General features: G+C 60.0%; 14 protein-coding genes. 10 read left to right on the top strand and 4 right to left on the bottom strand.

All coding sequences use genetic code 11. From position 1 onward, the window contains the following. The first annotated feature begins 330 nt into the window (after positions 1–330). Positions 331–2,484, top strand: coding sequence for a bifunctional acyl-ACP--phospholipid O-acyltransferase/long-chain-fatty-acid--ACP ligase (gene aas, locus WCL58_RS20025; RefSeq protein ID WP_336851521.1), 2,154 nt, complete (start codon positions 331–333; stop codon positions 2,482–2,484). Beyond that, positions 2,484–3,668 (top strand): lysophospholipid transporter LplT, encoded by a 1,185-nt coding sequence (lplT, locus tag WCL58_RS20020; protein ID WP_060423003.1) that lies wholly within the window; start codon positions 2,484–2,486, stop codon positions 3,666–3,668. The genes aas and lplT overlap by 1 nt, the downstream gene beginning before the upstream one ends. Positions 3,669–3,703: 35 nt before the next feature. Here the strand turns inward: lplT and WCL58_RS20015 are convergent, their stop codons facing one another. From WCL58_RS20015 to mutH, 4 genes are all read right to left on the bottom strand, one after another. Further along, positions 3,704–4,744, bottom strand: coding sequence for an NADP(H)-dependent aldo-keto reductase (locus WCL58_RS20015; RefSeq protein ID WP_060423007.1), 1,041 nt, complete (start codon positions 4,742–4,744; stop codon positions 3,704–3,706). Positions 4,745–4,950: 206 nt separating this feature from the next. Beyond that, positions 4,951–5,169: a YgdI/YgdR family lipoprotein gene (locus WCL58_RS20010; protein ID WP_038878690.1), complete on the bottom strand. Its 219-nt coding sequence runs from the start codon at positions 5,167–5,169 to the stop codon at positions 4,951–4,953. A 155-nt stretch (positions 5,170–5,324) separates the two neighbouring features. Further along, positions 5,325–6,041 (bottom strand): TerC family protein, encoded by a 717-nt coding sequence (locus WCL58_RS20005; protein WP_049273516.1) that lies wholly within the window; start codon positions 6,039–6,041, stop codon positions 5,325–5,327. 100 nt (positions 6,042–6,141) lie between these two features. Continuing rightward, positions 6,142–6,828, bottom strand: coding sequence for a DNA mismatch repair endonuclease MutH (gene mutH / locus WCL58_RS20000; RefSeq protein ID WP_060441344.1), 687 nt, complete (start codon positions 6,826–6,828; stop codon positions 6,142–6,144). 696 nt (positions 6,829–7,524) lie between these two features. Between mutH and rppH the strand changes: the two genes are divergently transcribed. From rppH to WCL58_RS19960, 8 genes are all read left to right on the top strand, one after another. Continuing rightward, complete coding sequence (gene rppH / locus WCL58_RS19995; protein ID WP_004931849.1) at positions 7,525–8,052, top strand: RNA pyrophosphohydrolase; 528 nt, start codon at positions 7,525–7,527, stop codon at positions 8,050–8,052. Positions 8,053–8,064: 12 nt separating this feature from the next. Next, the gene (gene ptsP, locus WCL58_RS19990) at positions 8,065–10,311 is read left to right on the top strand and encodes a phosphoenolpyruvate--protein phosphotransferase (protein ID WP_038878700.1); all 2,247 of its coding nucleotides are present in this window, start codon (positions 8,065–8,067) and stop codon (positions 10,309–10,311) included. A gap of 222 nt (positions 10,312–10,533) precedes the next feature. After that, positions 10,534–11,406: a prolipoprotein diacylglyceryl transferase gene (lgt, locus tag WCL58_RS19985; protein ID WP_015378920.1), complete on the top strand. Its 873-nt coding sequence runs from the start codon at positions 10,534–10,536 to the stop codon at positions 11,404–11,406. A 7-nt stretch (positions 11,407–11,413) separates the two neighbouring features. Further along, positions 11,414–12,208, top strand: coding sequence for a thymidylate synthase (gene thyA, locus WCL58_RS19980; RefSeq protein WP_016929918.1), 795 nt, complete (start codon positions 11,414–11,416; stop codon positions 12,206–12,208). A gap of 174 nt (positions 12,209–12,382) precedes the next feature. Continuing rightward, positions 12,383–12,886 (top strand): prepilin peptidase-dependent protein, encoded by a 504-nt coding sequence (locus tag WCL58_RS19975; RefSeq protein WP_070913906.1) that lies wholly within the window; start codon positions 12,383–12,385, stop codon positions 12,884–12,886. Next, entirely contained in the window at positions 12,880–13,458 is a 579-nt protein-coding gene (locus tag WCL58_RS19970; protein WP_070913907.1) for a prepilin peptidase-dependent protein, read from the top strand. Before WCL58_RS19975 ends, WCL58_RS19970 begins: the two co-directional genes overlap by 7 nt. Further along, the gene (locus WCL58_RS19965; RefSeq protein ID WP_060441345.1) at positions 13,455–13,901 is read left to right on the top strand and encodes a YgdB family protein; all 447 of its coding nucleotides are present in this window, start codon (positions 13,455–13,457) and stop codon (positions 13,899–13,901) included. The genes WCL58_RS19970 and WCL58_RS19965 overlap by 4 nt, the downstream gene beginning before the upstream one ends. After that, positions 13,891–14,247 (top strand): prepilin-type N-terminal cleavage/methylation domain-containing protein, encoded by a 357-nt coding sequence (locus tag WCL58_RS19960; RefSeq protein ID WP_060441346.1) that lies wholly within the window; start codon positions 13,891–13,893, stop codon positions 14,245–14,247. The genes WCL58_RS19965 and WCL58_RS19960 overlap by 11 nt, the downstream gene beginning before the upstream one ends. The last annotated feature ends 22 nt before the right edge of the window (positions 14,248–14,269 follow it).

Raw genomic sequence — 14,269 nt, 5'->3', positions numbered from 1 at the left:
GATAACCGGCTCGTCGTCGTTGTTATATTTATTTTTTCGCCGCTGCGGGAAGGTTTAAGTTTCATTGAGTTATTACAGCAGATCGCGGGAAATTTACAGCTGGTTGCATTTGGAGCAGAACTCTTGCGATTCGCCGGTAGTCTCCTGCACGCCATCTCTCTAGAGTAGGTGATCCCAGAGGTATTGATTGGTGAGAAATCAGCATACTCTGTATGTTGAAGCCATTTTCAATTGCACCAACCTACGCGGATGCGTAGGTTTTTTTTTGCCTGCCATATAGTATTCTTTTCCCTACAACGATTTACGCCTCCATGGCCAAGGGAGAAGGGCATGATCTTTTCACTGCTGCGCGCGCTGTTTCGCCTGCTGTTTCGGGTTCGGGTCGAAGGGGATGTCCAGCACTTCGAGCGGCAAAAACTGCTGATTACGCCGAACCACGTCTCTTTCCTCGACGGCGTGCTGCTGGCGCTGTTTCTGCCGATTAAACCGGTGTTTGCGGTTTACGCCAGCATCGGCGAGAGCTGGTTTATGCGCTGGCTGCGGCCCTACATCGATTTCGTCTCGCTCGATCCCACCAAGCCGATGGCCATCAAACAGCTGGTGCGGATGGTCGAGCAGGGGCGGCCGATCGTGGTGTTCCCTGAAGGGCGCATCACCGTGACCGGCGCGCTGATGAAAATCTACGACGGCGCGGCGTTTATCGCCGCCAAATCGGGTGCCACTGTAGTGCCGGTGCGGATCGACGGCCCTGAATTCAGTCCGTTCGGGCGCATGGCCGGGGTATTCAAGATCCGCTGGTTCCCGCGAATCAGCATCCGCATCTTGCCGCCGACCACGCTGCCGATGCCGGAAGCGCCGCGCGCGCGTGAACGCCGGGCGCTGGCGGGCGATCGGCTGATGCAGATCATGATGCGGGCGCGGATGGATACGCGTGAACCGCAGACGCTGTTCCATGCCTTGCTGGCGGCGCAGCACCGCTACGGGCGCCGCAAGCCCTGTATCGAAGACATCGCTTTCAAAGAAGACAGTTACCAGACGTTGATCAAGAAATCGCTGGGCGTCAGCCGTATTCTGCAGCGCTTTACCGCCGAAGGGGAACACGTCGGCCTGCTGTTGCCGAACGCCACCATCACCGCGGCGGCGATCTTCGGCGCTTCGCTGCGTAACCGCATCCCGGCGATGCTCAACTACACCGCCGGCGCCAACGGCCTGAACAGCGCGATGACTGCCGCCGACATCAAGACCATCGTCACCTCGCGCCAGTTTCTGGAAAAGGGCAAGCTGACTCACCTGCCGGAACAGGTGCCGCAGGCCAACTGGGTGTATCTGGAAGATTTGAAAGATACGGTCACGCTGGCGGACAAGCTGTGGATTTTGCGGCATTTGCTGCAGCCGCAGCGCGCGGCGTTGCCGCAACGCCCGGAAGACGCGGCGCTGATCCTGTTCACTTCCGGTTCCGAAGGCCACCCCAAGGGCGTGGTGCATTCGCACGCCAGCCTGCTGGCCAACGTAGAACAAATTCGCACCATCGCCGACTTCACGCCGCGCGACCGCTTCATGTCGTCGCTGCCGCTGTTCCACTCGTTCGGTCTGACGGTGGGGCTGCTCACGCCGCTGATCACCGGCAGCCGCATTTTTCTCTACCCCAGCCCACTTCATTATCGCGTGGTGCCGGAGCTGGTGTATGACCGCAACTGCACGGTGCTGTTCGGCACGGCGACCTTCCTCAACAACTATGCGCGCTTCGCGCATCCGTATGATTTCGCCCGCCTGCGCTACGTGGTGGCCGGCGCGGAAAAACTGGCGGACAGCACCAAACAGCTCTACCAGGACAAATACGGCATCCGCATCCTGGAAGGCTATGGCGTGACCGAGTGCGCGCCGGTGGTCTCCATTAACGTGCCGCTGGCGACGAAAGTGGGCACCGTTGGCCGCATCATGCCGCAGATGGAGGCGCGCCTGATCGCGGTGCCGGGCATCGATAACGGCGGCCGCCTGCAGCTGAAGGGGCCGAATATCATGAAAGGCTATCTGCGGGTTGAGCGCCCCGGCGAGCTGGAGCCGCCGGCGGCGGAAGATGAGAACGGCGTGCTGCAGCCGGGCTGGTACGACACCGGCGATATCGTCAGCCTGGATGAGCAGGGTTACTGCACCATTCGCGGCCGCGTGAAGCGCTTCGCCAAGCTGGCGGGGGAGATGGTGTCGCTTGAGAGCGTCGAATTGCTGGCGCAGCGGCTGTCGCCGGAAAAACTGCATGCCGCCACCGCCAAAAGCGACAGCAGCAAAGGTGAGGCGCTGGTGCTGTTCACCACCGATCCCGCCATCACACGCGAGGCATTGCTGCGAGTGGCGCGCGAGCTGGGCAGTCCGGAGCTGGCGGTGCCGCGTGATATTCGCCTGTTGAAAACGCTGCCGGTGCTCGGCAGCGGCAAACCCGATTTTGTCACCCTGCGTCATATGGCCGAACAGCCGGAGAGTGCCTGATGAATCCTTCGACCGAATCCCCTTTGTTGTCACGCGGCATGATCGCCGTCATCAGCGCGCAGTTCCTCTCGGCGTTCGGCGACAATGCGCTGCTGTTCGCCACGCTGGCGTTGATCAAGCAGCAGCTGTATCCGGACTGGAGCCAGCCGATCCTGCAGATGGCCTTTGTTGCCACCTACATCATCCTGGCACCGTTTGTCGGCCAGGTGGCCGACAGCTTCGCCAAAGGGCGGGTGATGATGTTCGCCAACGCCCTGAAGCTGGCGGGGGCGTTGGTGATCTGCTTTGGGTTCAACCCGTTTCTCGGTTACAGCCTGGTCGGCGTGGGGGCCGCTGCGTATTCGCCGGCCAAATACGGCATTCTGGGCGAGATCACCAGCGGCGAGAAGCTGGTCAAGGCTAACGGCCTGATGGAGGCCTCGACCATCGCCGCCATTCTGACCGGTTCGGTGGCCGGCGGTATTCTGGCGGACTGGCATGTGGTCGCGGCGCTGGCGGCCTGCGCCTTGGTTTACGCGGGAGCGGTGGTCGCCAACCTGTATATTCCGCGTCTGGCGGCGGCGCGCCCGGGGGCCTCCTGGCGCCCGCAGGCCATGACGAACAGCTTCTTTACCGCCTGCGTCACGTTATGGCGCGATGGGCAGACGCGTTTCTCCTTGATCGGCACCAGCCTGTTCTGGGGGGCCGGCGTGACGCTGCGTTTTCTGCTGGTGCTGTGGGTGCCGGTGGCGCTCGGTATCGCCGATAACGCCACGCCGACGCTGCTGAACGCCATGGTGGCCGTAGGTATCGTGGTGGGGGCCGGCGCTGCCGCGCGCTTCGTCACGCTGAAGACGGTAAAACGCTGCATGCCGGCCGGGATCCTGATCGGCGTCGCGGTCGCGGTGTTCGCGCTGCAAACCACCATGCTCAATGCCTATGTCTTGCTGGCGATCATCGGCATGCTGGGGGGCTTCTTCGTGGTGCCGCTCAATGCGTTGCTGCAGGAGCGGGGCAAGCATTCGGTCGGCGCCGGCAATGCGATCGCGGTGCAAAACCTGGGTGAAAACGCCGCCATGTTGCTGATGCTGGCGCTGTATTCGCTGGTGGTGAAGCTGGGCGTGCCGGTGGTGGGCGTCGGCGTAGGGTTTGGCGTGGTGTTTGCGCTGGCGATTAGCGTGCTATGGTGGTCGCAGCGGCGGTAAAAAACGGGGCGCAGCCAGGCTGCGCCTCGGCTGTATTAAGGTGCCGGAATGGTAAACCGGGTATGGATTTCTTCCAGCGCCTGCAGCACGTCCTCATCCAATACCACATCGAGGCTGTCGATGTTGATTTTCAACTGCTCCACCGTGGTGGCGCCCAGCAGGGTGCTGGCGACGAACGGCTGCTGACGCACGAAGGCCAAGGCCATCTGCGAAGGATCCAGCCCGTGTTTTTTGGCCAGCGCCACGTACTCGGCGATCGCCAGCTGGGTTTGCTGTCCTGAATAACGGTTGAAGCGGGTGAACAGCGTATTGCGCGCACCGGCCGGTTTAGCGCCGTTGAGGTATTTGCCGCTCAGGGTGCCGAACGCCAGGCTGGAATAGGCCAGCAGTTCCACCCCTTCGTGCTGGCTGATCTCGGCCAGGCCAATCTCAAAGCTGCGGTTCAGCAGGCTGTACGGGTTTTGAATCGACACTATGCGCGGCAGCTCGTGTTTCTCCGCCAGCTGTAGGTAGCGCATCACGCCCCAGGGCGTTTCATTGGAAACCCCGATATAGCGAATCTTGCCGGCGCGCACCTGCTCGGTCAGCGCCTCCAGCGTTTCCAGCAGCGTAACCGTAGCTTTGTCATCGGTGTATTGATAGTTGAGTTTGCCAAAGCAGTTGGTGGCGCGCTGCGGCCAGTGCAATTGGTAAAGATCGAGATAATCGGTGTTCAGCCGCTTGAGGCTGGCGTCCAGAGCGGCGCGGATGTTTTTGCGATCGAGCGCCTGCTGCGGGCGGATGCTGCTGTCGGTGCCGCGCACCGGGCCCGAGACTTTGCTGGCCAGGACGATTTTTTCGCGATTGCCGCGTGCCTTGATCCAGCTGCCGATATAGCTCTCGGTCAGGCCCTGGGTTTCCGGGCGGGGCGGCACCGGATACAGTTCGGCGGTATCTATCAGGTTCACGCCTGCGGCCAATGCATAGTCCAGTTGCGCATGGGCGTCGGCTTCGGTGTTCTGTTCGCCAAAGGTCATGGTGCCCAGTCCCAGCACGCTCACTTCTAAAGAACTGTGGGGAATACGGTGGTATTGCATTAACGGCCTTCCTTTCTTGTTAGCGCTGACGGGCCGCGCGGCCCGGTGAAACAGGAGCCCAATGTCAGAAGACGGCGCAAAGTCCGTCGGGCGGCGATGTCGCCTTTCCTGACTATAACCAAGCGGTGAAGATGGGGGAAGCGGATTCCGTGCGGACACGAATGAGGGCTACCGCGCTCGCGCGGGCGATAGCCGGCGGGCGGTGATTAGCGTTCGATAACCTGGGAAACCTGATCGCCGTTGATCTGGCGGTGGTTGCCTTTCTCGTCTTTATAGCTGATGAGGCCAGTATCTTTGTCGATCTCTGGCTTGCCTTGCGTCAGGATCATGTTGCCGTCTTTGGTCGCCATCACGTAGTCGCTGGAACATCCCGCCAGGCCGGCCACCATCACCAGCGCAGACACTGCCATTACCCACTTTTTCATCCTGCGGATCCTCGATTATCCAGAAAAGGTTGTTATTTCAAGATTAGCAAACTCTCGGCGAAGGGCGTCTCAGATAAGTCTTTATCTGATAAGAAAAAGTGAAATGAGAGGTCAACGAAGCGATGGAAGCCGCCGATGGCGGCTTCCGGGTAGGGTTATTCCGGCGAGCGGTTTTTCTTGCTGCGCATCAGATTGAGCGCTTCTACCGACATCGAGAAGAACATGGCGAAGTAGATGTAGCCTTTCGGCACGTGCACCTGGAAACTTTCCAGCATCAGCGTGAAGCCCACCAGGATCAGGAACGCCAGCGCCAGCATTTTCACCGACGGATGGCGATTGACGAACTCACCGATCGGCCGGGCGGCGAACATCATCACACCGACGGCGATCACTACTGCTGCCATCATGATGAACAGATGGTCGGAAAGGCCCACGGCGGTAATCACCGAGTCCAGACTGAAGATAATATCGAGCAGCATGATCTGCACGATCGCGCCGAAGAAGCTGTGCACCTTGGTGTGGTGCTCTTCTTCCGTGCCTTCGATGGTTTCGTGGATCTCTTTGCTGGCTTTCCAGATCAGGAACAGCCCCCCCAACAGCAGGATCAGATCGCGGGCGGAAATAGCGTGATCCCACACGGTAAACAGCGGGTGCGTCAAGCGGATCACCCAGGCGATGGAGGCCAACAGCGCCAGGCGCATAATCATGGCGGCGGCCAGACCGAGCCGGCGAGCTTTGTTCTGTTGCGCTTTGGGCAGCTTGGCCACCACCAGCGACAGAAAAATGATGTTATCAATACCCAGTACGATCTCAAGAATGGTTAGCGTACCTAACGCTAACCAGGCATTGGGATCCATAATCCATTCGAACATTGCCCGGCACACCTTAATACTTAATAAATGCAAAGCGTGAATTATACGCGTTTATCGTGGCGCTGACAGGGTTAGCTAAACCAGAGTTAAACGAAATCGCTTAGATTGAGAAATGTCTTGCCAGCAGCGCGCCGGTAAAACTCTTTTTCAGATAGAAACCGCGCGGCAGCGTCATGATAGGTTGCCCTTGTTCGCCGATGGCTTCGGTGAGCGCCCTGCTGTTGGCGGCTTTGGGGCGCAGTTGCAACACTTCGCCGTGGCGCGCGGTGATGCGCTCTACGTGGCCGAGTACGATCAGATCCATCAACTCTTCCCAATCGCGGCGCAGACTCTCTTCTTCTGCGGCGCTCGGGCTCCACAGCAGCGGCGAGCCGACGCGGCGTTCGGCCAGCGGGATCTGCCGTTCGCCTTCTACCGGTATCCACAAGACGCGCGCCAACTTGTGGCGAACGTGGCTGCTGGCCCAGGTGACGCCGCTGTTGCCGGTGAGCGGGGCGACGCAGACAAAAGTGGTTTCCAGCGGTTTGCCGGCGGCGTCGACAGGAATGGTTTTCAGCTCGATGCCCAGTTCGGGAAAGTCCTGCTCCGGTTTGCTGCCGGCCATGGCGCCGAGGTACAGCTCCAGCAGCATGCCCACCCAGCCCTTATCGCGCTTCAGATCCTTGGGGATCGGCAGCTGCGCGCGGGCGGCCAGCTCGCCAAAGCTGGCGCCGGCCAGCGCCTGAGCACGCTCGAACAGCTGCCGTTCATTTTCCGGCGGGGGCGGCAAAGGGGATAAAAACGCCATAAATCAAGCCTGTCGAATTTGGTTGAAAAACGTACTGCAATTATGCACGACGAACGATAACCGTCATCGCCTGGGGAAAAGAATAATAGTAGCATGATTTTACATGACTTTTTTCATTTCCTTGCGGGGGAGGCAATGCACTGGCGGGGCTTGTTCACCTGAAGCCACCGACAATAAACAGGATCTTACACCTATTTATCCACAGATTTATGGGATAACCCAAATTTTTACCGATCACTGGTTCAATTTACAGCCTTGACTCGGGCGGTTTTTTACGAATTTGTCCGTTTTGTGCGTAACTTGCTCGGATAATCTGTGGATAAAAACGGCGTTGGTGGATCTTTCGCCAGGGTAAGATCCTTACCGTGCATAGATCACATTTTTACCCTGTACATAATGATGGGGTGTTAATTAATTATATGTTTTTAAAGTAAATGTGTGTTTTTGGGGGCGGTGGGGGATTTTGGGGTTTAAGAGTTGTACCGGCTTATCCCTCGAGTTCTGCACACACCTATCCACAGAAAAAGTGAATAAAACCGGCCCGAAAGGCTGGGGTATGTTTATAACTTTGCCTATATCTGTGAGTTATCCCAATGTTATCCGGTCCGCAGCGCCGTAAAGCAGTGGTTTACCGCCTGTAGCTTGTGTGAAACAATCAGGACATCTATGCGAATTTAAGCTTATCGAGGTAGTCCGGTGATCGATGATGATGGCTACCGCCCGAATGTTGGTATCGTAATCTGTAATCGTCAGGGGCAGGTCTTATGGGCCCGCCGTTACGGTCAGCACTCCTGGCAGTTTCCCCAAGGTGGGATTAACCCTGGCGAAACTGCGGAGCAGGCGATGTACCGTGAGCTGTTCGAAGAAGTGGGGCTGAGTAAAAAGGATGTGCGCATCCTGGCTTCGACCCGCAACTGGTTGCGCTATAAATTGCCGAAACGTTTGGTGCGTTGGGACACAAAGCCGGTTTGTATCGGCCAAAAGCAAAAATGGTTTTTGTTGCAGCTACTGTGCAATGACGCTGATATCAATATGCAGCGCAGCAGCACGCCGGAGTTCGACGGTTGGCGCTGGGTGAGCTTCTGGTATCCGGTGCGCCAGGTGGTGTCGTTCAAACGCGACGTCTACCGCCGGGTGATGAAAGAATTCGCCGTGACCGTGATGCCGATGCAAGAGCAGGCGGCGCCGCGGCAGGCCCCCGCTTATCGCCGAAAGAGAGGTTAAGTTAAGCCGACTATGCTCACGCGCTTGCGAGAAATTGTAGAGAAGGTGGCCGCGGCGGCCAGTCTGACGGATGCGCTGGATCTGCTGGTCAATGAAACCTGTCTGGCGATGGACACCGAAGTGTGTTCCATCTACCTGGCGGACAACGATCGCCGCTGTTACTACCTGATGGCCACGCGCGGGCTGAAAAAGCCGCGCGGGCGCACTATCGCATTGGCGTTTGACGAGGGCGTCGTCGGGTTGGTCGGCCGCCGGGCCGAGCCTATCAACCTGGCCGATGCCCAAAGCCACCCCAGTTTCAAATACGTTCCGCAGGTGAAAGAGGATCGTTTCCGATCCTTCCTCGGGGTGCCGATCATTCATCGGCGCCAGCTGCTGGGCGTGCTGGTGGTGCAGCAGCGCGAACTGCGCCAGTTCGACGAAAGCGAAGAGTCTTTCATGGTCACCCTGGCCACGCAGATGGCCGGGATCCTGTCACAGTCGCAGCTCAACGCCATTTTCGGCCAGTATCGCCAAACGCGCGTGCGCGCGCTGGCGGCTTCGCCCGGCGTGGCGGTGGCGGAAGGGTGGCAGGACAGCAGCCAGCCTTCGCTCGATCAGGTTTACCGCGCGTCGACGCTGGACACCGCTAGCGAGCGCGAGCGCCTGACGCTGGCGCTGGAAGAGGCCGGCGCGGAGTTTCGCCGCTTCAGCAAGCGTTTTGCCGCCAGTTCGCAAAAAGAGAGCGCGGCGATCTTCGATCTTTATTCTCACCTGTTAAACGACGCCCGTCTCAAGCGCGAACTGTTCGCCGAAATCGACAACGGTTCGGTGGCGGAGTGGGCGGTGAAACAGGTGATAGAAACCTTTGCCGAGCAGTTCGCCAAACTGCAGGACACCTACATGCGCGAGCGCGGCAGCGACCTGCGCGCGCTGGGCCAGCGCCTGCTGTTCCACCTCGACGACACCACCCAGGGCGCCACCCAGTGGCCGGCGCGTTTTGTGCTGGTGGCGGATGAACTGACCGCGACATTGCTGGCCGAAGTGCCGCAGGATCGTCTGGTCGGCGTGGTGGTGCGCGACGGTGCCGCCAACTCGCATGCGGCAATTCTAGTGCGGGCGATGGGGGTGCCGACGGTGATGGGCGCCGACATCCAGCCTTCTCTGCTCAGCCAGCGGCTGCTGATCGTCGACGGTTATCGCGGTGAACTGCTGGTCGATCCTGAGCCGGTACTGGTGCAGGAATATCAACGGCTGATCAGCGAAGAGCTGGAGCTGAGCAAGCTGGCGGAAGACGACGTCGAGCAGCCGGCGCAGTTGAAAAGCGGCGAGCGCATTCAGGTGATGCTGAATGCCGGCCTCAGCCCGGAACATGAACAGCTGTTGGGCGGCCGGGTGGATGGCGTGGGGCTATACCGCACCGAAATCCCGTTCATGCTGCAAAGCGGCTTCCCTTCCGAAGAGGAGCAGGTCGCGCAGTACCAGGGCATGCTGCAGCTTTACCCGAGCAAGCCGGTCACGCTGCGCACCCTGGATATCGGCGCCGACAAGCAACTGCCTTATATGCCGATCAGCGAAGAGAACCCTTGCCTGGGCTGGCGCGGCATCCGTATTACCTTGGATCAGCCGGAGATCTTTTTGATTCAGGTGCGCGCGATGCTGCGTGCCAACGCCGGCACCGGCAACCTGGGCATTCTGCTGCCGATGGTCACCAGCCTGGAAGAGGTCGACGAGGCTAAGCGCCTGATTGACCGCGCCGGGCGCGAGGTGGAAGAAGTGCTCGGCTACGCGATCCCGAAACCGAAAATCGGCGTGATGCTGGAAGTGCCGTCGATGATTTTCCTGATCCCGCATCTGGCCGGGCGCGTTGATTTCATCTCGGTCGGCACTAACGACTTGACGCAGTACCTGCTGGCGGTGGATCGCAACAACACCCGGGTCGCCTCGTTGTACGACAGTTTGCATCCCGCGATGTTGCAGGTGCTGAGATTGATTGCCGAGCAGGGGAAAGCAGCCGGGTTGCAGCTTAGCCTCTGCGGTGAACTGGCCGGCGATCCCATGGGCGCGCTGTTGCTGGTGGGTATGGGCTATCGTAATCTGAGCATGAACGGCCGCAGCGTGGCGCGCATCAAATACCTGCTGCGGCATATCGACCTTGCCGACGCCGAAGTGCTGGCGCAGCGGGTGTTGAACACCCAGATGACCACCGAAGTGCGCCATCTGGTGGCGGCGTTTATGGAGCGGCGCGGCATGGGCGGGCTGATCCGTGGGGGCCGATAGCCGCCGTGCGGTGTGATTTTTTTACAGAACTTTTCCCGCCCTGCCGGACCGGACCGCGCTAAGCCTATGTTATGATGCGCAACCTCAGCGCGGCGCATGCTCGTCGCCTTGCACACCACAGCGGCTAACGCTGCCGTTTGCAAGGCGCGGGATAATCTCCGTCGCCGCTTGGCACCTGCCGCCCCCGCATGGGGAAAAATAACAGACATGTTGTGGTGATAGATGAGCAATAGCTATCTGGCGTTTCCTAAATTTGATCCGGTCATTTTCTCCATTGGCCCGGTTTCTTTGCATTGGTACGGCCTGATGTACCTGGTCGGTTTCGTTTTTGCCATGTGGCTGGCGGTGCGCCGCGCCAACAAGCCGGGCAGCGGCTGGACCAAAGACGAAGTTGAAAACCTGCTCTACGCCGGTTTCCTGGGCGTATTCGTCGGCGGCCGCGTAGGCTATGTGCTGTTCTACAACTTGCCGCTGTTCCTGGATAACCCGCTCTATCTGTTCAAGGTCTGGGATGGCGGCATGTCGTTCCACGGCGGCTTGATGGGGGTGATTCTGGTGATGTTCTGGTTCGCTCGCCGCACCAAACGCACCTTCTTCCAGGTTTCCGATTTTATCGCGCCACTGATCCCATTCGGTCTGGGTGCCGGCCGCCTCGGCAACTTCATCAACGGTGAACTGTGGGGCCGCGTGACCACCGATACCCCTTGGGCAATGCTGTTCCCAAGCTCGCGCAGCGAAGACGTGGCCCTCGCCGCCGCCGATCCTTCTCTGCTGCCGCTGCTGAACCAGTACGGCGTACTGCCGCGCCACCCGTCGCAGCTGTATGAACTGCTGCTGGAAGGCGTGGTGCTGTTTATCATTCTGAACCTGTTTATTCGCAAGCCGCGGCCGATGGGCGCCGTATCGGGCCTGTTCCTGATCGGTTATGGCGCATTCCGCATCATCGTTGAAGCGTTCCGCCAGCCGGATGCCCAGCTTGGCTTGTTCGACGGCGTGATCAGCATGGGGCAGATCCTGTCCATCCCGATGGTGGTGGCCGGTGTTATTATGATGATTTGGGCGTACCGTCGTCGCCCGCAGCAACAACTGTCGTGAGGGACAAATGAAACAGTATCTGGATTTGATGAACAAGGTGCTCGCCGAGGGCACCCCTAAAGCCGACCGTACCGGCACTGGCACGTTGTCGATTTTCGGCCACCAGATGCGTTTCAACTTGCAGGAAGGTTTCCCGTTGGTGACCACCAAAAAATGTCATCTGCGTTCGATCATTCATGAGCTGTTATGGTTCCTGAACGGCGATACCAACATCGCCTACCTGCGTGACAACAAGGTCACCATTTGGGACGAGTGGGCCGATGAAAACGGCGATCTCGGCCCGGTGTACGGCAAACAGTGGCGTGCCTGGGGCGCAGCGGACGGCCGTCAGATCGATCAGCTGAGCAACGTGCTCCAACAGCTGAAGCAGGATCCGGATTCGCGCCGCATCATCGTTTCCGCCTGGAACGTCGGCGAGCTGGATCAGATGGCGTTGGCGCCGTGCCACGCGTTCTTCCAGTTCTACGTAGCGGACGGCAAGCTCTCTTGCCAGCTGTACCAGCGCTCCTGCGATGTCTTCCTCGGCCTGCCGTTCAACATCGCCAGCTACGCGTTGTTGGTGCACATGATGGCGCAGCAGTGCGATCTGGAAGTGGGCGATTTCGTCTGGACCGGCGGCGATACCCACCTGTACAGCAACCACATGGAACAGACTCAGCTGCAGCTGACGCGTGAACCGCGTCCGTTGCCGAAACTGGTGATCAAACGCAAACCGGCTTCGCTGTTCGATTACCGTTTCGAAGACTTCGAGATCGAAGGTTACGATCCGCATCCGGCCATCAAGGCGCCGGTCGCGATCTGACCTTAACCGCATCACATCAGGGGCGCAGCGATTGCGCCCCTTTTTTTATCCGCATTGCGCACCGCGCCGCATTTTTTTGTCGCCGCCTGCCGTCGTAGAGGAAACATTGCGCAGCTTGCCGCAGCGCTTGCGCATGTGGCTTTACCGCGTTGTTACGGCCCTTACACTGGCGGCATGAACGACAATACTCTCTCGAACATTGATGATCGCCAGCGTGGCATGACGTTGATTGAGCTGTTGGCGGCGATATTGATCGCCGCCATGCTGACCGGCTGGGGCGTCGGGCAATGGCGCTATCATCAGCAAGCGCTACGGCTGGAACATACGGCCCAACAGCTGCTGGCGTTTCTGCTGCGCTTGCAGGCGGACGCCAACTGGCGTAACCGCACGACGCTGCTGTGGTTCAAGAACGGCACGCCCTGGTGTCTGGGCGGTGGCGTGCCGCCGCCGGATTGCGCTTCCGCCGAAGGCTCTGTCTTCTCGCCGTCTTATCGCGACGTTGCGCTGAGCGGCTACACCGGCAAAGAGATTGGGTTTTACGGTTTGCGCAATACCGCACAGGCGGGGCACATCCTTCTCAGCAACGACGCAGGCAGCCTGCGGCTGGTACTGTCCGCCCGTGGGCGGCTGCGTTTGTGCAGCGAAGGGCAGCGGCTAAGGGGCATGGCGCTATGTTGACTTTAGAACGCGGTTTTACCTTGCCGGAGGTGATGTTGGCGTTGGTCTTCGGCAGCGTAATCGCGCTCGGCGCGGCGAAAACTTACCCGCTGTTGCGCCAGCAAAGCGTGGCCGTCGGCCAGCACTTTCGGCTGGAGTCAACGCTGCGGCAGTTGGCGTTCGGCATTGAGAAAGATCTGCGCCGCGCCGGTTTTTGCGCCGGGCAGTGCGCCGGCCGGCCGCTGCTGATCGGCCAGGCTGCGGGAGAAGCGGCGGGCAGCTGCGTTATCGTTGCCTACGACATTGCTCGCAGCGGGCAATGGCTCACTTCGGGCGAGGATGCAGGCTACTTTGGTTACCGGCTGCGCAATGGCGGCTTGGAAGGGCAGCGCGGCGTGAGCCAATGCGATGGCGGTGGCTGGGAGCGGCTGCTCGACCATGACGAGGTGCGCATTGAGCGGTTTCATGTGGCGATAGAGCGGGGCAATCACGGCGCGACCTTGGCTCGCCTGACGCTGGCGGGGCGCTCCGCCAGCGATGCACGTATCGGGCGCAGCCTGAGCGGGAGCGTCGAAATGGCGGCGCTGCCATGAACCGGCGCACCCAGCGAGGCGGTAGCACCCTGGCGGCGGTGATGCTGCTGCTGGCGCTCGGGCTGATGTTGCTTAACGCTCAGCATCGGCAGTTGGATAACGCGCTGTTACTGGCTGCCGATCAGCAGCGTTACCTTCAGACTTACAATCAGGCCGCTTCGGCGCTGAGTTGGGGCATGAGCCAGCGCTGGCCACGCGCCGAGCTGAGTGCGGCGGCCTGGTTATGCAGGCAGCGCGCGGAGCTGACGGCCTGCGCTCGGCTGTCTGCCAGAGCGGGCGTTGTGACGGTACGCGGCCTTGGCGAGATGCGCGGCGGTGAACCGCTATGGTTGTATCAATGGGGCACCTTTAACGGCGCGGAGGCCGCTGGCAAGGTGCAAGCACAGCCGGGCGGTCGGCTGGATTTTTGCCCCGAGAAAAGGCTGGCCGACTGTGACGGCTAACGCTCGGGCTGGGCGGATATCCCGCAACGGCTTCAGCCTGCCGGAAGTGTTGGTGGCGGCCTTGCTGTTCTCGGTGTCGCTGCTGGGCTTGTTACAGTATCATCAGGTACTGTTGCAGTCGTTTCAGCGCCAGTGGCACTACCGGCAAGCCTGGGGGCTGGCGCATCAGCAGCTGGAGGCGTTTGCCGTCACCGGGCGGCTCGAGGCTGAACCGCTGCCGGAAGGGTGGCGACGCGAGACGGCGCTTGACGATGCCGAGAGTGATTGCCGCCGATTGACGGTCAGGATCCAAACGCCGCAGCGGCAGTGGGCAACGCTGAGCCGCTGGTATTGCACCCGCTTTTAAGCCGGTATGTCTTTTGTTTTAA

This window comes from Serratia sp. TMDUHS_CL (assembly GCF_037137105.1).
In the GTDB taxonomy this organism is placed as follows: Bacteria; Pseudomonadota; Gammaproteobacteria; order Enterobacterales; family Enterobacteriaceae; genus Serratia; species Serratia nevei.
Note: the sequence above shows the minus strand (reverse complement) of the source record. Positions and strands in the feature narration are given on the sequence as shown.

What these genes read in the sequence shown, in the direction of transcription:
- WCL58_RS19970 (WP_070913907.1), top strand. Translation starts at nt 12,880, where the DNA reads ATGTTGACTTTAGAACGCGGTTTTACCTTGCCGGAGGTGATGTTGGCG.
- WCL58_RS19975 (WP_070913906.1), top strand. Translation starts at nt 12,383, where the DNA reads ATGAACGACAATACTCTCTCGAACATTGATGATCGCCAGCGTGGCATG.
- WCL58_RS20005 (WP_049273516.1), bottom strand. Translation starts at nt 6,041, where the DNA reads ATGTTCGAATGGATTATGGATCCCAATGCCTGGTTAGCGTTAGGTACG.
- lgt (WP_015378920.1), top strand. Translation starts at nt 10,534, where the DNA reads ATGAGCAATAGCTATCTGGCGTTTCCTAAATTTGATCCGGTCATTTTC.
- WCL58_RS19965 (WP_060441345.1), top strand. Translation starts at nt 13,455, where the DNA reads ATGAACCGGCGCACCCAGCGAGGCGGTAGCACCCTGGCGGCGGTGATG.
- thyA (WP_016929918.1), top strand. Translation starts at nt 11,414, where the DNA reads ATGAAACAGTATCTGGATTTGATGAACAAGGTGCTCGCCGAGGGCACC.
- lplT (WP_060423003.1), top strand. Translation starts at nt 2,484, where the DNA reads ATGAATCCTTCGACCGAATCCCCTTTGTTGTCACGCGGCATGATCGCC.
- aas (WP_336851521.1), top strand. Translation starts at nt 331, where the DNA reads ATGATCTTTTCACTGCTGCGCGCGCTGTTTCGCCTGCTGTTTCGGGTT.
- mutH (WP_060441344.1), bottom strand. Translation starts at nt 6,828, where the DNA reads ATGGCGTTTTTATCCCCTTTGCCGCCCCCGCCGGAAAATGAACGGCAG.
- ptsP (WP_038878700.1), top strand. Translation starts at nt 8,065, where the DNA reads ATGCTCACGCGCTTGCGAGAAATTGTAGAGAAGGTGGCCGCGGCGGCC.
- WCL58_RS20010 (WP_038878690.1), bottom strand. Translation starts at nt 5,169, where the DNA reads ATGAAAAAGTGGGTAATGGCAGTGTCTGCGCTGGTGATGGTGGCCGGC.
- WCL58_RS20015 (WP_060423007.1), bottom strand. Translation starts at nt 4,744, where the DNA reads ATGCAATACCACCGTATTCCCCACAGTTCTTTAGAAGTGAGCGTGCTG.